Genomic DNA, 20,161 nt, shown 5'->3' with positions numbered 1-20,161 from the left:
AATAATCTGAAAATTCCTGTATCATCATGCTGTTTTTGACATGACTGACTAAATTGAGGGAAATCCTCCTCTGTTTCTTCTTATTGGCAGGAAATATGAACAATTAACTTGTGTTTCAGACTAGAATTATATTAAACTATTTTCATAAACTATAACGTGACGGTTAGGAGGAGATGTTCAGATGGGGCTGAGAAAAAGTATCGTATTGGTGAACTAGCACAGATTGCACAGGTAACGAAACGAACTGTAGATTATTATACAAATCTAGGTTTGCTTGCGCCTGTTAGATCTTGCTCAAATTATCGTTATTACGATGAATATGCTTTAAAACGATTACAATTAATCGTTCTTTGCAAACAGCAGAGATTGGCTCTTTCTGACATCAAATCCAGATTAGATGAACAATTTCCTTCTCAAAAGGAAGATCAAGATGAACTTGTCCATTTAACCTCTGATATCGATCGGATGAATGAGCATATGGACCGCATTTTGGCACGTTGTAAGCAGCTTCAGCCAGAACAACGTGAAAAACTAAAAGAACAGCTTACTCCTGAAAAAATGACGGCTGTCCAATCATTTTTACTGCTGTTAAGTTAAAATTTTTACTAAACAGGAGGTGTTACCTTCGTTCTCAAAGTCAGAACGAAGGCCTTAATTGGACATAGTTAATTTACTCATAGTTGCTTTACTTATAGCTTTAACCGCGTTTTTCGTTGCATCAGAGTTTGCGATCATTCGCTTAAGAAGCTCAAGAATTGATCAGTTAATCGCAGAAGGTAATAAAACAGCAGTTGCTGTCAAGCATGTAACGACTCACCTTGATGAGTACCTATCAGCCTGTCAGCTTGGTATTACCATTACCGCCCTTGGTATTGGTTGGTTAGGGGAAGAAACAATTGCACATATGCTTGCTCCACTATTTGTAGAGCTGTCCATTCCTCAATCAGCTAGTTCTATTGTCACTTTTATTATTGCGTTTAGTATCATGACGTTTTTACACGTTGTCGTTGGAGAGCTTGCACCAAAAACGCTTGCCATTCAAAAGGCGGAGCAAGTATCCCTTCTATTTGCTAGACCACTGATGATCTTTTACAAAGTGATGTTCCCGTTCATTTGGGTATTAAATGGTTCTGCTCGTTTGTTAACAAAAGCGTTTGGTCTTCAGCAAGTATCTGAGCATGACATGGCGCACTCTGAAGAAGAATTGCGGATTATTTTATCAGAGAGCTATAAGAGCGGCGAGATTAACCAGTCTGAATTCAAATATGTAAATAAAATTTTCGAATTTGATGACCGTCTGGCGAAAGAAATTATGATTCCTCGTACTGAAGTTGTCAGCTTCCCTCATGATATTACCATTGAGGAAATGTTGAAGGTAACAAAGGTAGAAAAATATACACGTTATCCAATTGAAGATGGCGACAAAGACAACATTATCGGTGTTCTAAATATTAAAGAGGTTCTCACTGCCTGCATTAGCGGTGAGTGTTCTACAAGTGATACGATCGAAAAGTTTGTGAATCCGATTATTCATGTGATTGAAACGGTTCCTGTTCATGATTTATTGCTCAAAATGCAGCGTGAACGTGTACACATGGCCATTTTATCTGATGAATATGGCGGTACAGCAGGTCTTGTCACTGTTGAAGACATTCTTGAAGAAATCGTCGGTGAAATTCGTGATGAGTTCGACATTGATGAAATCAACGAAGTGCGTAAACTTGGAGAAGACCATTACATCTTTGATGGCAAGGTCCTTGTTGATCAAGTCAACCTGCTATTAGGTATACAGCTTGATAATGAAGAGGTCGACACAATCGGCGGCTGGTTCCTTACTCAGAAATATGAAGTAGAGAAAAATGACGCCATTCGTGAACAAGGCTATGAATTTATCATTAATGAAGTCGATGGACACCATGTGGCATACATCGAAGTAAAAAAGTTAAATGAACAATTATTAGAAGCAGCTGAAGAAGGCGCTTCTTAATAAAAAAACGACCCTTGCCTAAGCAAGCGGTCGTTTTTCTTATGACTTTTCAATTAATTGAGCTTCTAGCTCTTTGATTCTCGTGTTTAATACTTCCGTCATGGCACCTAATCTTTCTTTTGGCGGGAGATGGTCAAATTCAGACAGTTCAATCGGTTCACCGATGATTAAGCGCATTTTCCCTTTTTTGAAAAGACTTTTCGCATTTGAAGGTCCTTTATATGCAGCTGGAACAATTGGCGCTTTACCGAGCTGCGCAATGGTCACTGCCCCTCTTTTTAAAGGAACATCCTCTGTTGTACGTGTTCCGCTTGGAAAAATCCCAACGATCTTTCCCTCTTTTAATAATTTAATGGGCGTTTTAATACTGCTTGGCCCAGGGTTCTCTCGATCAACTGGAAAGGCATGAATCTTTTTTAAAAATCCACCGATCCATTTATTCGCAAACAATTCTTTTTTCGCCATGTAATGGATCTCAAACGGAAGAATTCCTGCGCCTAATGCAAGAACATCCACAAAACCCTCATGTGTACAAGCAATGACAAACCCCCGATCAGTTGGCAGATTCTCTTTTTGATATACTTTGATTCCACCTCGGAGACCAAATATTAATTTGACGGTATAGCCTGAAAATTTATACATAGTGCACTTCCTTTGTTTGAAAAATGAAGGATTTGTCTCTATTATAACAAATTTTTTATTACCTGGTACTAAAAATTTATGAGCAGCCCAATCCTCCCTGTCTTTTTCGTTTAAAATGAACGTTCTGACTGTATTCAAGCACATGGTTTTAGGGGAGAATAGAATAGGAATTGTGTCCAATTTTGTCGTTTTTCGATGTTTTTTCCTGATTTGTTCTATTGAAAATACTTTATAAATGATGCAAATTTCGCTATGATAAGGAGAAATGATTTTGATTCGGCGAAAGAAATGAGTAATGTACGGTAATGAGAAGTTTCGTGCAACTTTATGCCTTTCTTATGCGTGTATAACATAGAGGGGAGAAAAATCAGTGACGATCGATGAAATTTATCAAATGTATATGAACGATGTTTACAGGTTTCTGCTCTCCATGACAAAAGACAAACATTTGGCAGAGGACTTATTGCAGGAAACCTTTATGCGTGCTTATATACATATTCATTCCTACGACCATAGCAAAGTGAAACCTTGGTTATTTCAGGTGGCACGAAATGCTTTTATTGATTATGTCAGGAAACATAAAAAAGAAGTGACCATATCGGATGACCTTATTGGCGGTCTTTTACAAACGTCTGTACAAAGCCCTGCTGAACAGGTTGAAATAAAGGAAGTACTCACCATGTATTTGGAGCAGCTTCCAGATAACTACAAGGAAGCGTTGACATTGTATTATTTAAAAGAACTAAATTACAAGGAAGCATCCAAGGTCATGAATATTACTGAAGCAAATTTTAAAAGTGTTTTATTTCGTGCAAGGCAGCGCCTAAAAGCACTTTACAACAGAGGTGTTAATGATGAATGAAGAGTTTAACAAGCGATGGGAAAAATATAATAATGGTGAGATGAATGAGGAAGAAATGATAGCGTTTGAGGAAGAGCTTGAAGAAAACGAAAAACGCTTAAGCCAGGAACTGAACGACTCGGATTGGACAGATTTTTCCATCAGTCCTGAGAAGCAAAAAGCCATTTTACAATACGGAAAAAGAAAGTCATATTTACGTATTTCCGTACTTGCTGTCATATCAACACTCATTATTTTACCGCTTTGTACATTAGGAAGTTATCTATACTACGGCGTTGGCGGAGCCGAGAGCAAAGGCAATCACTTCATGGAAACAGCCGCTGTCACCGTCGCTTTGACCAAACCAAACGTGGCTATAGATATGAAGGATTTAAAAGGTCAGGTCAAACTTTTTGGGATGAACACCGAATTGAAGCTGCAAAAACAAATTGGCAATAAAACAGAAGCCATTGGCAGTGAACAAATCGAGATGTTTTTCGATAAATTAAAGCAGCCTACTATCTCTTATTATGGTGACAGTGCACGCGAAACAGAAGGTTTCTTTACTCATCCTTCGGCGCAGGCAAATGCCTCAAAAAAACAAACACTCACTACGTTAGACAAGCTTCCTGAAGGAACAGTAAGTGAAGTGTATGTATCCTATGACAAAGCTTACACACCAAAGGATGTTTATTCCTTTGCTAAAAAATACGATATGAAAGTGCTGTGGAATGCGATTAAAACAGAGGATTCATTAAGTGGAAATCAGCGGCCAATCGGCTTTCCTGGGAAAGACTCTGAATTTTTAAAAGAGCTTCAGCACACATCCAAAACTGAGGTAGATCAATTCAAAGATGCCCTTGCTTATGTCAATCAGCACCCGACCTGGGCAACAACGATCTCCGGCAGACCTGATCTTGATCTGTCTAATCGTATACGCTATATCGATCAAAATGGCGTCACGGTTTATGGCTCTGTGGTCACTGGACCTTCTAAAGAAATTGAGAAATTTGTGAAGACAAAACGTATTAAAACGGCAAAAGTGAGCGAGGTGGAATTATGGAATTGGTAAGAATCTTTAAAGAGCATAATGTATTTGGCTGGATTTCTGTCGGCACAGCGATATTATCCCTGCTCATGCTAAACCTCGCCATTATCAGCAACGTGACATTTTATTCTTTTCAAATGCTTCCTTTTGCAATGGCCGCAGTTCCATTTGGCATTATTGAACTGTTCATTAAAAAAGGCCGTACGGGTCCAGGTTTCCTCGGTGTCGTACTGAATATCTTTGTCATTGTTTGTGTCTATGCCATCGTATCAATCGATGTCGATCTTCAGTTAGGTTTTTAATCAGCAATCAAAAGCAAAAGCCCGTGTTACTTGACTGCACCAAGTAGCACGGGCTTTTTTAATTTATTTTTTATTCAATTCTGAGTGCTTTCTTGAATATAAGAAATACACAACCAGCCCAATGGCAAGCCAGATTAAGAAACGAACAAAGGTGATTGCACCAAGCTTATAAATGAGCAATCCGCAAGATAGAATAGCCAAGATCGGAATAAGCGGAACTGCTGGGCATCTGAATGCTCTCGGTAAGTCCGGCTGCGTTTTTCTCATCACAATGACCGCCACTGAAATCAAAATGAATGCTGAAAGTGTCCCGATGTTCACTAGGCTTGCCAGCTCATCAAGTGGAATAAATCCACCCATTAATGCTGACAATGTACCGAAGAACAGTGTATTGATGTAAGGTGTTTTATGCTTTGGATGAACCTTTGATAGAACCTTCGGCACCAAACCATCACGAGACATAGCAAACATCACGCGTGTCTGGCCGTACAGCATGACAAGCATCACGGTTGTCATCCCTAGGATCGCACCGACATCCACAATACCCGCCACCCAGTTTTGTCCGGCTACTTGTAAAACGAGAGACACTGGATGTGATACTCCCTCAAAATTCATGAAAGGAACGATGCCCGTCATAATCGCACTAACAACAACATAAAGCAGCGTACAAATCAATAAGGAAGTAATAATCCCTCTAGGCAGGTTGCGTGATGGATTTTTTGTCTCCTCTGCCGCGGAAGCTACTGCATCAAAACCGATAAATGCAAAGAATACTAGGGCTGCTGCACTTAAGACCCCTGATGTCCCAAATGGAACGAATGGTGTCCAGTTTTCAGGTTTTACATATTTCACAGCGACTAAAATAAAGAGCAGAATCACAGCAATTTTCATAATAACCATGATGTTATTTACTCGTTTTGATTCTTTAATACCAAAGTACAACAGGAAGGTGATGACCATTAAAATAATAAATGCTGGAAGATTAAAATATGTCACTTGCCCCTTTAAACCACCTGGTGCTGCTGTTAATTCAACTGGTATATGAATCCCTATCCCATTTAAAAATGACACAAAATAGCCCGACCAGCCCGCTGAAACGGCACTAGCGGCCAGCATATATTCTAATATTAAATCCCAGCCAATGATAAACGCTAGAAATTCCCCCATTGATGCGTACGTAAATGTATACACAGACCCTGATACAGGCACTGTGGAAGCAAATTCCGCATATGACAGTGCTGCAAACAAACAAGCAAGACCTGCGATGACAAATGATAGAACAAGTCCTGGCCCTGCAGTGACGGCTCCTGTACCTGTCAGAACAAATATCCCTGTCCCGATTATGGCTCCAATGCCAAGCATGGTTAAATCAAATGAACCCAATTCCTTTTTTAATGCTTTTTCCCCTTGTGTTGCCGCAATGAGCTCTGAAATGCTCTTTTTTCTAAACAACGAATTGCTCATACCATCACTCCCAAAACTTAGTATCAGTCTAAAGACGCCACATTCATGTAATTCACAATATTTTCTGAATATTTAGATTAAATTTAGCACAATAAATTGGTGGCGTAAAATTATTATATATGAAAATTAAAAAATGAAAACACTTTTTTTAAAAATAGAGTGAAAATTCTTATATATCAACGGAATGTTTGTCAATAAGTGGGTTAGATTTTCTCCATTCCTTATTCAATTGATAGCTTGTCTTTCTCTATTTATTATACAACATAGCAGATTATATTTTTTTAGTATACTTATTATGCAACAAAAATTAGACCCTTTTTTAAAAAGTGGGTCCACAATTATATTATTTTAAAGCCTTTAGACTGATAGTGATCTATGAGAAAAGACCAGTTCCGCGGCACAATTGATATATGAAAAAAGAGACTGCTTCATAGCAGTCTCTTAAAATGAATTAGTTTACAAATGTTTTCGCTCCAAGATAAATGGGCTTCCAATAGCTTGATGTCATATCACTGATCGTTACTCCGTCAGAAGCAGCATGAATAAACTTGTTGTTCCCAAGGTAGACACCCATGTGAGATGGACCCGATTTATACGTTGTAAAGAAGACAAAATCTCCAACTTTTGGTTTGGATACACTTTTCATCGATCCCCAGAAGCCTTCAGTGGTTTGTCTTGAAATCTTTTTTTGTTTGTTAATGATATACCACATAAATCCGCTGCAATCAAAGCCCTTCGGTGTCGTTCCACCCCATCTATATGGTGTACCGTTCTGCGCTTTAGCATCTGCTATGAGCTTAGACGTGTTTAAGGAAGAAGTAGAGACTGTTTTTTCTTTTACAGGTTTCGTCTTTACTTTAGACGTCTTTTTCACCTTTAGCTTTTGTCCGATTTTGATGAGGTCTGTTTTAAGTTTATTTAACGATTTCAGCTCTTTCACAGTCATCCCATATTTTTTGCCAATCTTCGATAATGTATCGCCTTTGACAACTTTATGAGTGGCAGTTGCTGAAGCCGTTTTTACTTTTGTTGTTGTTTTTGATGTTTTCACTGCTTTTTTCGAAGAAGTGCCATTCACTTTTAAGGTTTGTCCAACATAAATTACGTTAGATTTCAGCTTATTGTCTGATTTAATTTTGCTCACGCTTGTTTTGTATCTTTTCGCTAGAACAGAAAGAGAGTCACCTTTTTGAACTTTTACTGATTGTGCTGAGGCAGCTCCGGCAAATAATGTCGTCCCAAGTAGAACTGCACTTGCAGCTGTGATCAATTGTTTTTTCATTTGTTCCTCCTGTATGTATCTATCTGATCCGATTTTTTATCTACTCCCTATTATAAGGATCAAATACCAGAAGAAATAGTCTTGACTTCCTACGACATTATGCTTATTAATTCGGCAAAATTTATTTTTTTTTAGGGTTCTTTTTATTTCATTTTCATTACACAATCATGACAAAATAATCACACCTTGTCATGGATAAATGATACATTCATTTCTCTTTTTGGTTCATTCTATGTAAAGTGGACCTTTACAATTTTAAAGTGAACTTTACGATGCTGTAAAAAGGAATCCACACTTCTGCTCTACCATTGTAAACGTAAGAGCGATACATAAACAATGAGGAGGCAAAATGAATGAGTGTGTTGAAAAACTCAAAAACGAAAATCGCTGCAGTGGCAGCAGCATCTGTGCTATCGATTGGCATTTTTTCAGGGATTGAATTTGGACAAGCTGACAAAGCTGAGGCTAAAAAGAAGCCGAAAAATGATGTGCAAAATGTGATCGTGCTGATTGGAGATGGCATGGGAACACCTTATCTTTCAACTTACCGCTCATTTAAACACAACGGTGACCTTTCAAAGCAAACAGCGTTTGACCCTTACCTCACTGGCATGCATAAAACATACCCTGACGACTCTAAAAGTAACATTACTGATTCAGCAGCGGCTGGTACAGCCATGGCCACTGGTAAAAAAACATACAACAATGCCATTGGTGTAAATAAAAACGGCAAAAAATTAAAAACCGTTTTAGAAGAAGCCAAACGCAAAGGAAAGTCAACGGGTCTTGTCGTGACATCTGAATTAACGAATGCCACGCCTGCTGCGTATGCCACTCACGATGTGTCTAGGAAAAACACAGCAGCCATCGCTGATGATTTCTTCGATGAGAAAATCGGTAAACAGCATACAGTCGACGTCATGCTTGGCGGTGGACTTGTCGATTTTGTGCGAAAGGATCGTGATCTGACGAAAGAATTCAAACAAGCCGGTTATGATTATGTCACCAATAAAGCCGCCTTACAAAAAAACAAAAATGAAAAAGTGTTAGGCATTTTTGCTGATGGAGGTCTAGATAAAGCCATCGATCGTGATAAAACGACTCCTTCCCTGCAAGATATGACATCCTCAGCCATCAAACAGCTGTCTAAAAACAAAAAAGGATTTTTCCTTATGGTTGAAGGCAGTCAAATTGACTGGGCTGGACACGATCATGATATTGTCAGTGCGATGAGCGAAGTGAAGGATTTTGAGAAAGCATTTGAAGAAGCGATTCGTTTTGCGAAAAAGGATAAAAACACGTTAGTCATCACGACAGCAGATCATTCAACTGGCGGACTTTCCTTCGGAGCAGACGGTTCGGGCAGCTGGGATTACAAGCCTGTCAAAGCAGCAAAAAAGACGCCTGACTTTATCGCAAACAAAATTGTCAGCGGCATGCCTATTGAGTCAGCGCTGAAACTATATATCAATCTTGATTTCACAAAAGAGGAAACAGCCGCCATTCAAAAGGCCGCTGAAACAAAGGATGCTGTTAAAATTGATGATGCGATTGAAGAAGTGATCAACACGAGATCACATACAGGCTGGACCACATCAGGTCATACCGGTGATGAAGTTCCATTCTATGCATATGGTCCAACAAGCCAGCAGCTAAAAGGTCTGATGGAAAACACCGATCAAGCAAAACACATTTTCAAACTGCTGAAAAACCAATAAAACGAGCAAAAAAGATGTCTGCTAAGAGACATCTTTTTTCGTCTTTTTTTATGCGAGATATTTCCTATGAACCCCTTTTCCATCATAAGAAAACATGACTTCTTTTCCTTCAAGAACGGACTCGATATGCACACTTCTTCCCCATAGCTGATATAAATACGGCAGGACTTTTTCTAAGTATTTCAGATCAAGTTCAATGCCTTCATACCAATGCTTGATATAAAGTTCATTATTTTTTAAATAGTCGCCATCAATCACGGTCAAATACGGAAAGCCGCCATTCACTCTCATGCTGACTAACTGATCACGTACCGCCTTCCATTCTTTATCAATGACTTTATAATCTCTCCCCTGCTTTTGAAACAAGTACAAGTCTTCTCTCATCACAAGGTCTTTCGTTAAGTAGTTTCGAATAAAGGAAATATCCGATTCAATTTCCCTGACTTCAAACATTTTGCTGCGGCCAGATCCTTCTGTGACCCCTGCTTTTTTTAATTCTTCACACGGGTTGTCATAGCGCTCTTCGATATCTTCAAAAATCTTCAGCCCTAAATAGTAAGGATTGATGCCTGTTTTAGATGGCTGCACCACACCTGCATTTAATTTTGCAAACTCTATCGATTCACTTGTATCCAAATCAAGCTCCCGCATAATCCGCTGGTGCCAATACGATGCCCAGCCTTCATTCATAATCTTTGTTTCCAGCTGCGGCCAAAAATAGAGCATTTCTTCTCTCAGCATAGTAAGAACATCCCGCTGCCATGGCTCCAGCTCCCGGGAATGCGCCTCAATAAAGAGTAAAAGATCCTTTTCCGGCTTTGGTGGAAATTGTTTGACGGTTTTCTTTTTCTGACGCGTCTTCGGCTCATCCATTCCCCACAAATCATCATAAGGCGTTTGACGTTTTGGTTTATCATCTTCATATTCTTCTTCATCGTCCATACTCCAGCTTAATTTTGATCGAACAAGAGACGGATCAATATGCTCTTGGATAGCCAATACCGCGTCTAAAAAGGATTCGACTTCTTTTGTTCCGTGGATATGCTCATATTCTTTGATCCGCTCTGCCGCTGCTGACATGCTTTCGACCATATCTCGTTTTGTGTTTTGGAAACGGCAATTATTTTTGAAGAAATCACAGTGTGCCAGTACATGAGCCACAATTAATTTATTTTGAACAAGCGTATTGTTATCAAGTAGAAAGGCGTAGCAAGGATTTGAATTGATCACCAGCTCATAAATTTTACTTAACCCTAAATCATAATGAAGCTTCATTTTATGAAATTGCTTCCCAAAGCTCCAGTGGCTGAATCGTGTTGGCATTCCGTATGCACCGAACGTATAAATAATTTCCGCGGGACAGATTTCATATCTCATCGGATAAAAATCTAGACCAAATCCTTCTGCAATTTCTGTAATTTCATCAATCGCTCTTTGTAAAAGACGTTTTTCAGATACGCTCAAGGAAACCATCCCTCCTCATCGGACTTATCCCTACTATATGAGCGTATGTAAAAAAACATGATGTTCCGCCAACCGTTTAGACGACTTCCATTTCTTTCGTGGATTGCCCGCCGAATGCTTCGAAATGAATATGGTCTGCTGGAATTCCCAGCTCTTTTAGAACATGAATGATCTCCTGTGTAAACACCGGGGAACCGCATAGATAAAATTGGCCTTTCCCTTCTCCGATCACCGATTGAAGAAATGGATGATCAATGCGGCAAGCCGCTTTCTCAACAAGCTCACCCTTTCCAGACTGCGCAAATTGTTCATTACATAGAATGATGCGCCCATGGACAGCTGAAGCTAAAACGCGTTCAAACTCATTTTCAAAAGCGGTGACATCCTCTAGTCGATCAGCATGAATCATCGTAAATGTCCGGCTATTTTGTGCTGCAGTTTTCACTAAACCAATCATTGGTGTGACACCAGACCCAGCACTGATGAAATAAACAGGCTCTTTTATGTCATGTTGCAAGCAGAACATTCCCTGCGGCATACTCACTTGAAGAACGTCCCCTTCTTCCATTTCATCATGCAAAAATGTAGACACATGACCATCACGCTTCACTGTAATACGGTAATAAGATGGATGATGCTCGTCTGATAAGCTGTATTGTCTGCTGCACATATAGGCTTCTCCTGGCATATCTGTCTGAACCGTAATGTATTGGCCTGCTTTATACATTGGCAGCTCTGATTCATCTTCTGGTACTAAATAAAAGGAGATAAACGATGGAGATTCTTGCTTCTTTTTCTTTATCACAAACGGCTTCACATCTGCCCATCCGCCTGTCTGCTTCACATTTTCATCCATCATTTCTAATTCAATGGTAATGAAAATATTCGCAATGATGTCATATGCAGCTTTCCACGCTAATAAAGTGTCATCTTCTTCTCTTAAACCAAACACATCTTTCATCGCTTCAATCAGGTGATATCCGACAATTGGGTACTGCTCTTTTTTGACCATGACACTGACATGCTTATGGGCAATTTGTTTGACCGCAGGAAGTAATTCCTCTAATCGATCAATGTGCAGTGCAGCCTGATATAATGTCGCAGCAAGTGCCTCTGGCTGACTTCCGTTCATAAGATTTGTTTTATTAAATTGATTGAGCAGCTCCGGGTGCTGGCGAATCATATTTTGATAAAAAACAGTGACAAGTTTGGTTCCCTCGGCTTTTAGTAGAGGAGCTGATTGCTTTATTGCATTCATTTGATCTGTAGATAACATCGTCATTCCTTCTTTCAAAAGAAGTATTTTAAATACATCTTTATCGTAATGGATGACAGTCTCTAAAAGCAATATTTATAATACATGTTTTAAATGTTGTCACATTTCACACTTTCTCGAACAGTTTTTGTCTAAAATGTGTTACGATGATACAAAACTCTATTAGGTTTAGAGGTCGTCAAAATGAAACTTACGAATTACACAGATTTCTCATTAAGGGTACTCATTTATTTAGCATCAAGAGAAAACAATGAACTGTCAAATATTCAGCAGATTGCCGATGTTTATGGCATTTCTAAAAATCATCTGACGAAGGTGATTTATCATCTTGGAAAACGCGGGTATGTAGACACGATTCGCGGAAGAAATGGCGGGATCAGGCTTGGAAAAAGCCCAGAAAGCATTAACATTGGAGAGGTTGTCCGTTATACAGAGGATGATTTAGTCATGGTTGAATGCTTTGATCCAAAGAAAAACGGCTGCATCATCTCCCCGATTTGTTCATTAAAGCATGTACTTCATGAAGCACTCACTGCTTATTTAAGCGTTCTTGACCGATACACACTAAAAGATTTAACACAAAACAAAGATGCTCTCAGGGAGCTCCTGCTTTAAGGCGAAAGAATTTTATTCTTTCGTCTTTTTCTTTACCTTCTTGTAATAATAATTTATTTAAAATTATTATAAATAAATATTGACTATCATGTTTGATTCAATATAATTAGGGTATATAGATTGCTAGAAAACACTTTTTTGTTTACAGGAGGAGAAAAGAATGACAAATTCAAATCATAAAAATTTGACAACGAACCAAGGCGTTCCTGTTGGCGATAACCAAAACTCAAGAACAGCTGGTCACCGCGGACCTACCTTTCTTGATGATTACCATTTGATTGAAAAACTCGCACACTTTGATCGTGAACGTATTCCAGAACGTGTCGTTCATGCTAGAGGCGCCGGCGCTTACGGGGTGTTTGAAGTAGAAAACAGCATGGAGAAACATACAAAAGCAGCCTTCTTAAGTGAAGAAGGAAAACAAACAGACGTTTTCGTTCGCTTCTCCACCGTTATTCATCCAAAAGGTTCACCTGAAACCTTACGTGACCCGCGCGGCTTTGCTGTCAAATTTTATACAGAAGAAGGCAACTATGATCTCGTTGGTAACAACTTGCCGATCTTCTTTATTCGTGATGCATTGAAATTCCCTGATATGGTTCACTCTCTCAAGCCAGATCCTGTAACCAATATTCAAGATCCTGACCGTTATTGGGATTTTATGACCTTAACACCTGAATCCACTCATATGCTCACATGGCTCTTCTCTGACGAAGGAATCCCTGCAAGCTACGCTGAAATGCGCGGTTCTGGTGTGCATACATTTAGATGGGTGAACAAATACGGTGAAGCAAAATATGTGAAATATCACTGGAGACCTTCTGAAGGTATTCACAACTTATCTATGGAAGAAGCAGCAGAAATTCAAGCGAACGACTTCCAGCATGCGACAAGAGATTTATATGACCGCATTGAAAAAGGCAACTTCCCAGCATGGGACTTATATGTTCAGCTTATGCCGCTTAGCGATTATGATGAACTTGATTATGATCCATGTGACCCAACAAAAACGTGGAGCGAGGAAGATTACCCGCTTCAAAAAGTTGGACGCATGACACTCAACCGCAATCCTGAAAACTTCTTTGCTGAAACAGAACAGTCTGCTTTCACGCCAAGTGCATTTGTTCCAGGAATTGAGGCATCTGAAGATAAACTGCTTCAAGGTCGTCTGTTCTCATATCCTGATACGCAGCGTCACCGTCTTGGTGCGAACTACATGCGCATTCCGGTTAACTGCCCTTATGCACCTGTACACAATAACCAGCAGGATGGCTTTATGACAACGACTCGTCCAAGCGGTCATATTAACTATGAACCCAACCGTTATGACGATCAGCCAAAAGAAAACCCTCACTACAAAGAAAGTGAGCCAGTTCTTCACGGTGACCGTATGGTGAGACAAAAAATTGAAAAACCGAACGATTTCAAACAAGCTGGGGAAAGATATAGAAGCTACTCTGAGGAAGAGAAACAAGCATTGATTAAAAACCTAACGGCTGATTTGAAAGATGTAAATGACAAAACAAAATTACTTGCAATCTGCAACTTCTATCGTGCCGATGAAGATTACGGTCAGCGATTAGCGGATTCACTTGGTGTGGATATTCGCGCTTATCTTCAAGGAAGCATGAAGTAAATCCATCTCGAAATAAATCGTTGGACAAAGGGCTAAAATGATCTTAATTTTGGCCCTTTGTCTTTTTTTGAGCGTGCTAGTAAAGGCAGTTATTGAGGGTTTGTCAGAACGCCTCGAGCACCTTTTACAAAAAATGTGCTTCTTTATAGTCGAAACACGTTAATACTAATCAAATGACCGGTCACCGGATGAAAATAAATTTCTGCATGTGCTGCAAAGCGAGTTGTGCCTTCCTTAACAGTTACGCGAAACACATCTTTTGTCTGCTCATCATTTACTTCTGTCCGGCCAATGTAATGATAATCGTTTAAAGCGGCACCTTTATATTCATCTTGCAACGCTGTGTACGCGAGTCTTTCCCAATTTTCAAACGGCTGCACCGCTGCTTTTGATGCAGGATGAATCATCAAACTGCCAAGCAAAACGATTCCTGCTGCAATAAGCATCCACCATTTCGGCTGCATGATATCATTGATCTCACTTTCATATATGTTTTGTTTAGGTTTAGCAGGCTGGTCCTTTTTCATACATGAAGCAATTATTCAGCCTATAATTCCCGGTACGCAATTCATGCGGACACCAACTTTTCCCCTGAAAAAGTCGATATGATCCGAGCAAACTAATGAGGACTTCTCAAGGGAAAGGAGAAGGTTTAATGAATGTGGCGGATTATGATAAAGCACTTTATTATACGCATCGCTCGCAATGGGATAATTTACTTATTCTTATGGTACGTACGCAAGATGATCTGCTCTCGAAACGTATTGAGCATTTCTTACATGCGTATCAATTTAACCGGAACGATGCAGATGTTGAAAAATGTTTATATGGGCTCCTGCAGTACATTGACCACGCTTCAGAGGCTGCTGCTTCTGAAGTCTATTCACAACCGATGTACACATAAAGAAAAAGGGCTAGAATGAAGTTTATTTTAGCCCTTCCTTTTTACATACAATTAGCAGTGCGCTGTGATTGGAAACATAAAGTGGCCTTTTGCCCAATGTTCCTTTGTGTAAATAAATAGTGCATCCTCGTCATTTGGCTTCGTAACTGCGTGTAAACCTTCAATTGTCGTATCAGGCGTGAAATAAAAAATCACTTTTTCCGTTGTTTCCTTCACAATGCTTTCTACAACTTCTTGTACATTTGGTGTTTGAAGCGAAATGATATCGAACACATGCATCGTTTCATTTTCTTCATTCATCAGCACAATGGTATCTAATGCTTCAATATAAAAAATGGCATCCGGCCATACTAATGTAAAATAAAACATCAATAAGCTGCTGTGATGCTGAGCATCCAGCTTCATTGAGTGAGTTTGCCGCTTTTCTGCGAAACGTTCAAGTAATGAGAGGTCTTGCTCCAATGTCAGCTTTTTAACATCTACGCCTTTTTTTATTTGAACAGCGCTTTTATTGATATTTAAGCTAAATTCACTTTCGTGATGACGGGTAAAACCAAATCTCGGATAAAAATCTAACACAGTTTCATTAGCAAAAAGAAAGATGACATCACACTCATTTTTGTATTCATCCATGATATGCTGCATTAACTTTGCCGCTAATCCTTTACGCTGATAGGCTTGATCTGTCATAACAGTGCCGATTTGAACTGCTCGATACGTTTGCCCATCAATGATCACTGACATAAGATAGACAGAAGCGTTAGAGATTACCTTCCCGTTATGTACAAAGGAATAAGGTATATATTTTTCATCCCAATAGCCTCTTTCGTACCAGTCACTAAAATCCAAATCAAATGTATCGATCGCAAGCTTATTAAAGCTCTCTTTTAATTTGACATCATGGCGATAATCACTTACTAATTCATATTTTCCCACTTTGATTCCCTCCCATTTTAAATTCACCTGTGATTGACCAGTTCATCACCTCCTATAAAATAAAAAAAGACTTGATGAGCATCCACTCGTCAAGTCTTTTACGTTTTTCTATTAGAAATTAGACTATACATGCCTCTCTTTTTACACAAAAGCGCACATCAAATAACCAACATCTGTGCTCTTTTTTATTCAATTCATTGAATTGAATGTGCGCTTAAAAGTTTTAGCATAACGACTAAGATCCTTTCTGTCATAGCAGCTCTTTTGGCTGATTTTTTTGATAATCCACTGCATACAGAGCCGCCTGGGTTCGATCTGCCAGCTCTAGCTTTGATAATACATGAGATACGTGCGTTTTGACAGTCTTTTCAGAAATAAACAGAGATGAGGCAATTTCTTTGTTGCTTTTGCCCTTTGCAATCTCAAATAAAACATCTCGCTCTCTATTGGTCAGCTCTTTCATCAATGCCCATTTCTGCTCTTTTGGCTCTGTCAGATGCTGCACAAGAAAGGTCGTGATATGACCATCTAACTGATAGGTGCCATTTTGTACTTCAATCATAGTCGAAAGCAGCTTTTCTGGTGCTACATCCTTTAATTGATAGGCTTTCGCCCCTGCTTGAATAGCGGGAATCACATAATCTTTATCCGCATAGCTTGTCAGGATCACAATGCGGGTGTCCGGCATTTCCAGCATCATTTGTTTCGTTGCCTCAATGCCATTCATGACAGGCATAGACAAATCCATTAAGACAATGTCAGGCTGAGTATCTCTGACAACCTCTAATGCCTCTTGCCCATTGGACGCCTCACCAACGATGTCCACATCAGGCTGTGTCTGTAAGAAAAACACCAGGCCTTTTCTCACAATATGATGATCATCTGCAATGACAACTCTCATGACGATCCCTTCCTTTCTTGTGAAAATGGCACTTTTACATGAATCGTTGTTCCTTTCCCTAACTCTGAATGGATACAAAATGTTCCACCTGCTCTTCGGATGCGGTCAGACATCCCTTTCAGCCCAAGTGAAGGAAGGCTCATCTGCTCGTCATATTGAAAACCTTTTCCGAGGTCAATGATTTTCATCTCAAACGTGTCTTTTGATTGCTCAAGTTTGACCTCGACTTCTTCTACTTCCGCATGTTTTTGACAGTTATTCAGCGCTTCTTGACATACCCGAAACAAAGTTTCATTGTGAGAATGATCCATTTCTATACAGCCTGATAAAGATAAATTGCAGCGTAATCCTAAAAGCTGAGCATACTCTTCAATTGCTGTCGTAAACCCTTTTTCAAGGCCTCTTGGTCTCAACTGCCAAATGAGTGACCGCATTTCAATCAGAGCGTCTTGTGACAAATGCTGAATAAAATCAATCATTTCCCCTAGATTCTGATCGCTTGTCATTTGCCGTGCAGCCTTAGCAGTCAGACTCACAGAGAATAGCATTTGGTTGACAGAATCATGTAAATCCTGTGCCAGCCGGTTTCTTTCTTGTAAAAGGGCGTGCTGCTGTTCATTTTGCACAAGCTTCATCCGCTGAATCGCTGTACCAATTTGAAGCGCAATGCTTTCAAGCAAATTCAGCTCTTCTTGTGTAAATGTGACTTTTCCCTTTGCCGCCACATTTAATAAGCCGAACGTACGCTTACATGCTTGTAGAGGCACCGTCGCATGATGTGTAATCCCTTCTGTATCTCCAAGCTTTTGTTCAATCGCCGTTTCAATCCGTTTGCAGTTCATAATATTGGTGGCTGATTGCAGTGAGCCTTTTGTGTATCGATTGATGCAATAACAATCATTTTGACACATGAGCTGTTTTTGATGCTTTGCGAGTGCTTCAGGTAAAGAAACCTCTGCCATCAGTTCATATGACCCGTCTTTTTCTATAAAATAAATCCATGCTGAATGAAAGCCTGTGACATCCATCAGCATATGGAGCACTTCATGGAGCGTTTCTTTCATTTCCATGCCTTCATTTAGCTTTTCAGCAATTTCTTTTAACGTTTTTAATGTTTCAACCTTCTCTTGGTATTCTCCCATACTGTTTACCCCCGGCATTTGCAGCCTTCACTTATCATTACGCTCATTATACCATGAGTCCCCACGCGGCTCTTTCTCCAAAAGAATGATTTTTTCTCATCCTTTTGACTGAGAAAAAAGCCATCATGCATTCATACACGATGGCCTTGTCTTTCGTTATTTCGCTGTTTCTTCCACAATATCATAAACGACTTTCATCACTTCTTCTGACAGATGCTTTAGTTTTTCTTCACTATCTGTTAAAGATGTGCCTTTGACTGCAATATAAAATTTCACTTTAGGCTCAGTGCCGGAAGGTCTTAAGCAGAACCACGAACCATCCTCAAGGAAATATTTCAGCACGTTTGATGCTGGCAGATGAATGGTTTCCTCTTTCTTTTCAGCCACAAGATGTCTTTGACTTGATTGGTAATCCTCGATCACTGTGATGCGCTGCCCTGCGATGGCAGCTGGCGGATTTGTTCTAAAGGTATGAAGGATCGCTGAAATCTGCTCTGCTCCCTCTTTTCCTTTTAAGGTTAATGACTTTAATCCTTCACGGTAAAATCCAAACTGCTTGAAAATATCGACAAGCGCGTCGTACAAGGACTTGCCCTGTTTTTTATAGAAGGCAGCGACTTCAACGGCTAATAGTGCCGCTTGCACCGCATCTTTATCCCGGGCAAAGTCACCGATCAAATAGCCATAGCTCTCTTCATAACCGAATTGAAACGTGTATTCTCCGCTCTTTTCAAACTGCTTAATTTTTTCTCCAATAAATTTAAAGCCTGTAAGTGTGTCTATCGTGTCGGCACCAAAAGCTGATGCTACAGCACGCCCAAGCTCACTTGTGACAATGGTTTTCATCACAACAGGACGAGGCGGCAGCTGACCCAGCTTTTGTTTTTCAGACAATAAATAATGGAGCAGCAGGGCGCCTGTTTGGTTGCCTGTTAAGACGGTAAATTCTCCTTCGTGATCTCTGACTGCAATGCCTAACCTGTCAGCATCTGGGTCTGTGGCAATGAGGATATCGGCATTTTGTTTTTCGCCAAGCTTGATGGCATACTCAAATGCTGCGTGCTCCTCTGGGTTCGGCGAGGTCACTGTTGAGAACTGTGGGTCTGGTTTTTCCTGCTCAGGCACAACCGTGACATGCTGATAACCTAGAGCCTGAAGTCCGCTTCTGACAGGATGATTGGCTGTCCCATGAAGCGGAGTAAACACGACTTTGACATCGACCTCATGTGCCAGCTCAGGGTGCACACTTATGGTTTTTAATTTTTCAATATAAGCCTGGTCGATTTCTTTTCCGATCATTTTGATCAGCCCTTGCTGTTTCAACGTTTCTTCAGAATCAACTGAAATCGACAGTTCATTTTCAATTGCATCTACTTCTTGAATGACTTGATCTGCTTCAAATGGAGGCAGCTGCCCGCCATCTTCACCATACACTTTATAGCCATTATATTCTGGTGGATTATGACTTGCTGTCACAACGATTCCAGCAAATGCATGCAGCTCACGAACCGCAAAGGAGAGCTCTGGTGTCGGACGCAATTCATCGAATACGTACGTTTGAATGCCTTGTGAAGCAAGTGTTTTGGCTGCTTCCATCGCAAATTCAGGCGATTTATGACGTGAATCATATGCAATGGCGACGCCTCTTTTTTTTGCATCCTCTCCATGTTTCGCAATATACGCAGCAAGACCTGCTGAAGCTTTACGAACCGTATACACATTCATTCGGTTCGTGCCTGCACCAATCTCACCGCGCATTCCTCCAGTGCCGAACTCAAGGTTTTTGTAGAAACAGTCTTCAAGTGCTTGATGATCATCTTGATGCGTCTCCAGCCATTCCCTTAGTTCAGTATCCAGGTGCTTCTCATTGATCCATCGCTCATAATTCGTCTTCCAACTCATGGTCGTCCTCCCCAGCTCTTATCATCAATAAAATAACATCTACTGTTATTTTATATGGAATCCCCCTTTATGTCATGCTATATCATTGGCAGTTGGAAAAA

The 20,161-nt window shown here is 40.0% G+C and carries 19 protein-coding genes; 9 read left to right on the top strand and 10 right to left on the bottom strand.

Annotation, left to right across the window (positions count from 1 at the left end):
* The first annotated feature begins 156 nt into the window (after positions 1–156).
* Positions 157–597: a MerR family transcriptional regulator gene (locus tag NST59_RS04865; protein WP_075622707.1), complete on the top strand. Its 441-nt coding sequence runs from the start codon at positions 157–159 to the stop codon at positions 595–597.
* A gap of 58 nt (positions 598–655) precedes the next feature.
* Entirely contained in the window at positions 656–1,987 is a 1,332-nt protein-coding gene (locus NST59_RS04860; protein WP_039177491.1) for a hemolysin family protein, read from the top strand.
* Positions 1,988–2,026: 39 nt separating this feature from the next.
* On the opposite strand, the gene NST59_RS04855 is transcribed toward NST59_RS04860, so the two are convergent.
* Positions 2,027–2,629 (bottom strand): lysophospholipid acyltransferase family protein, encoded by a 603-nt coding sequence (locus NST59_RS04855; RefSeq protein WP_039177489.1) that lies wholly within the window; start codon positions 2,627–2,629, stop codon positions 2,027–2,029.
* Positions 2,630–2,999: 370 nt separating this feature from the next.
* On the opposite strand from NST59_RS04855, the gene NST59_RS04850 reads away from it, so the two are divergent.
* From NST59_RS04850 to NST59_RS04840, 3 genes are read left to right on the top strand one after another with little or no spacing between them, the layout of a single operon-like run.
* Positions 3,000–3,491 (top strand): sigma-70 family RNA polymerase sigma factor, encoded by a 492-nt coding sequence (locus tag NST59_RS04850; RefSeq protein ID WP_024425287.1) that lies wholly within the window; start codon positions 3,000–3,002, stop codon positions 3,489–3,491.
* Complete coding sequence (locus tag NST59_RS04845) at positions 3,484–4,542, top strand: anti-sigma factor (RefSeq protein ID WP_341040307.1); 1,059 nt, start codon at positions 3,484–3,486, stop codon at positions 4,540–4,542. Before NST59_RS04850 ends, NST59_RS04845 begins: the two co-directional genes overlap by 8 nt.
* The gene (locus NST59_RS04840) at positions 4,530–4,820 is read left to right on the top strand and encodes a hypothetical protein (RefSeq protein WP_024425288.1); all 291 of its coding nucleotides are present in this window, start codon (positions 4,530–4,532) and stop codon (positions 4,818–4,820) included. The genes NST59_RS04845 and NST59_RS04840 overlap by 13 nt, the downstream gene beginning before the upstream one ends.
* Positions 4,821–4,883: 63 nt before the next feature.
* Here the strand turns inward: NST59_RS04840 and NST59_RS04835 are convergent, their stop codons facing one another.
* Both NST59_RS04835 and NST59_RS04830 read right to left on the bottom strand, forming a co-directional pair.
* Positions 4,884–6,284 carry an amino acid permease gene (locus tag NST59_RS04835; RefSeq protein ID WP_024425289.1) on the bottom strand — a complete coding sequence of 467 codons (1,401 nt, stop codon included), beginning with the start codon at positions 6,282–6,284 and terminating at the stop codon, positions 4,884–4,886.
* A 451-nt stretch (positions 6,285–6,735) separates the two neighbouring features.
* Entirely contained in the window at positions 6,736–7,566 is an 831-nt protein-coding gene (locus tag NST59_RS04830) for a C40 family peptidase (RefSeq protein WP_025093318.1), read from the bottom strand.
* A gap of 353 nt (positions 7,567–7,919) precedes the next feature.
* On the opposite strand from NST59_RS04830, the gene NST59_RS04825 reads away from it, so the two are divergent.
* The gene (locus tag NST59_RS04825) at positions 7,920–9,284 is read left to right on the top strand and encodes an alkaline phosphatase (protein WP_341040303.1); all 1,365 of its coding nucleotides are present in this window, start codon (positions 7,920–7,922) and stop codon (positions 9,282–9,284) included.
* A gap of 48 nt (positions 9,285–9,332) precedes the next feature.
* Here NST59_RS04825 and NST59_RS04820 read toward each other — a convergent pair whose 3' ends face one another.
* Both NST59_RS04820 and NST59_RS04815 read right to left on the bottom strand, forming a co-directional pair.
* The gene (locus NST59_RS04820; protein ID WP_428840014.1) at positions 9,333–10,757 is read right to left on the bottom strand and encodes a SpoVR family protein; all 1,425 of its coding nucleotides are present in this window, start codon (positions 10,755–10,757) and stop codon (positions 9,333–9,335) included.
* A gap of 67 nt (positions 10,758–10,824) precedes the next feature.
* Positions 10,825–12,024 carry a globin domain-containing protein gene (locus tag NST59_RS04815; protein ID WP_341040299.1) on the bottom strand — a complete coding sequence of 400 codons (1,200 nt, stop codon included), beginning with the start codon at positions 12,022–12,024 and terminating at the stop codon, positions 10,825–10,827.
* A gap of 183 nt (positions 12,025–12,207) precedes the next feature.
* Between NST59_RS04815 and NST59_RS04810 the strand changes: the two genes are divergently transcribed.
* Both NST59_RS04810 and NST59_RS04805 read left to right on the top strand, forming a co-directional pair.
* Positions 12,208–12,639 carry an Rrf2 family transcriptional regulator gene (locus NST59_RS04810; protein ID WP_039177468.1) on the top strand — a complete coding sequence of 144 codons (432 nt, stop codon included), beginning with the start codon at positions 12,208–12,210 and terminating at the stop codon, positions 12,637–12,639.
* A gap of 160 nt (positions 12,640–12,799) precedes the next feature.
* The gene (locus tag NST59_RS04805) at positions 12,800–14,275 is read left to right on the top strand and encodes a catalase (protein ID WP_039177466.1); all 1,476 of its coding nucleotides are present in this window, start codon (positions 12,800–12,802) and stop codon (positions 14,273–14,275) included.
* 143 nt (positions 14,276–14,418) lie between these two features.
* Here the strand turns inward: NST59_RS04805 and NST59_RS04800 are convergent, their stop codons facing one another.
* The gene (locus NST59_RS04800; RefSeq protein ID WP_372555961.1) at positions 14,419–14,739 is read right to left on the bottom strand and encodes a YqzG/YhdC family protein; all 321 of its coding nucleotides are present in this window, start codon (positions 14,737–14,739) and stop codon (positions 14,419–14,421) included.
* A 191-nt stretch (positions 14,740–14,930) separates the two neighbouring features.
* On the opposite strand from NST59_RS04800, the gene NST59_RS04795 reads away from it, so the two are divergent.
* Positions 14,931–15,179: a YhdB family protein gene (locus NST59_RS04795; protein ID WP_024426598.1), complete on the top strand. Its 249-nt coding sequence runs from the start codon at positions 14,931–14,933 to the stop codon at positions 15,177–15,179.
* Between the two features lie 51 nt (positions 15,180–15,230).
* Here NST59_RS04795 and NST59_RS04790 read toward each other — a convergent pair whose 3' ends face one another.
* From NST59_RS04790 to NST59_RS04775, 4 genes are all read right to left on the bottom strand, one after another.
* Positions 15,231–16,115, bottom strand: a complete 885-nt coding sequence (locus NST59_RS04790; RefSeq protein ID WP_064498240.1) for a GNAT family N-acetyltransferase — start codon at positions 16,113–16,115, stop codon at positions 15,231–15,233.
* 250 nt (positions 16,116–16,365) lie between these two features.
* Complete coding sequence (locus NST59_RS04785) at positions 16,366–17,016, bottom strand: response regulator (RefSeq protein ID WP_059375321.1); 651 nt, start codon at positions 17,014–17,016, stop codon at positions 16,366–16,368.
* The gene (locus NST59_RS04780; protein WP_059375324.1) at positions 17,013–18,158 is read right to left on the bottom strand and encodes a GAF domain-containing sensor histidine kinase; all 1,146 of its coding nucleotides are present in this window, start codon (positions 18,156–18,158) and stop codon (positions 17,013–17,015) included. The genes NST59_RS04785 and NST59_RS04780 overlap by 4 nt, the downstream gene beginning before the upstream one ends.
* A 156-nt stretch (positions 18,159–18,314) precedes the next feature.
* Positions 18,315–20,060 carry a phospho-sugar mutase gene (locus NST59_RS04775; protein WP_144491034.1) on the bottom strand — a complete coding sequence of 582 codons (1,746 nt, stop codon included), beginning with the start codon at positions 20,058–20,060 and terminating at the stop codon, positions 18,315–18,317.
* Positions 20,061–20,161 lie beyond the last annotated feature (101 nt).

Origin of the sequence: Bacillus sp. FSL R5-0439 (genome assembly GCF_038008805.1) — a bacterium.
GTDB lineage: Bacteria > Bacillota > Bacilli > Bacillales > Bacillaceae > Bacillus > Bacillus safensis.
This window is presented reverse-complemented; position numbering and strand designations above follow the sequence as displayed.

Coding starts and splice junctions, on each gene's coding strand:
- NST59_RS04840 (WP_024425288.1), top strand. CDS start 4,530: ATGGAATTGGTAAGAATCTTTAAAGAGCATAATGTATTTGGCTGGATT.
- NST59_RS04800 (WP_372555961.1), bottom strand. CDS start 14,739: ATGCAGCCGAAATGGTGGATGCTTATTGCAGCAGGAATCGTTTTGCTT.
- NST59_RS04815 (WP_341040299.1), bottom strand. CDS start 12,024: ATGTTATCTACAGATCAAATGAATGCAATAAAGCAATCAGCTCCTCTA.
- NST59_RS04785 (WP_059375321.1), bottom strand. CDS start 17,016: ATGAGAGTTGTCATTGCAGATGATCATCATATTGTGAGAAAAGGCCTG.
- NST59_RS04810 (WP_039177468.1), top strand. CDS start 12,208: ATGAAACTTACGAATTACACAGATTTCTCATTAAGGGTACTCATTTAT.
- NST59_RS04845 (WP_341040307.1), top strand. CDS start 3,484: ATGAATGAAGAGTTTAACAAGCGATGGGAAAAATATAATAATGGTGAG.
- NST59_RS04795 (WP_024426598.1), top strand. CDS start 14,931: ATGAATGTGGCGGATTATGATAAAGCACTTTATTATACGCATCGCTCG.
- NST59_RS04820 (WP_428840014.1), bottom strand. CDS start 10,757: ATGGTTTCCTTGAGCGTATCTGAAAAACGTCTTTTACAAAGAGCGATT.
- NST59_RS04805 (WP_039177466.1), top strand. CDS start 12,800: ATGACAAATTCAAATCATAAAAATTTGACAACGAACCAAGGCGTTCCT.
- NST59_RS04855 (WP_039177489.1), bottom strand. CDS start 2,629: ATGTATAAATTTTCAGGCTATACCGTCAAATTAATATTTGGTCTCCGA.
- NST59_RS04780 (WP_059375324.1), bottom strand. CDS start 18,158: ATGGGAGAATACCAAGAGAAGGTTGAAACATTAAAAACGTTAAAAGAA.
- NST59_RS04825 (WP_341040303.1), top strand. CDS start 7,920: ATGAGTGTGTTGAAAAACTCAAAAACGAAAATCGCTGCAGTGGCAGCA.
- NST59_RS04835 (WP_024425289.1), bottom strand. CDS start 6,284: ATGAGCAATTCGTTGTTTAGAAAAAAGAGCATTTCAGAGCTCATTGCG.
- NST59_RS04775 (WP_144491034.1), bottom strand. CDS start 20,060: ATGAGTTGGAAGACGAATTATGAGCGATGGATCAATGAGAAGCACCTG.
- NST59_RS04830 (WP_025093318.1), bottom strand. CDS start 7,566: ATGAAAAAACAATTGATCACAGCTGCAAGTGCAGTTCTACTTGGGACG.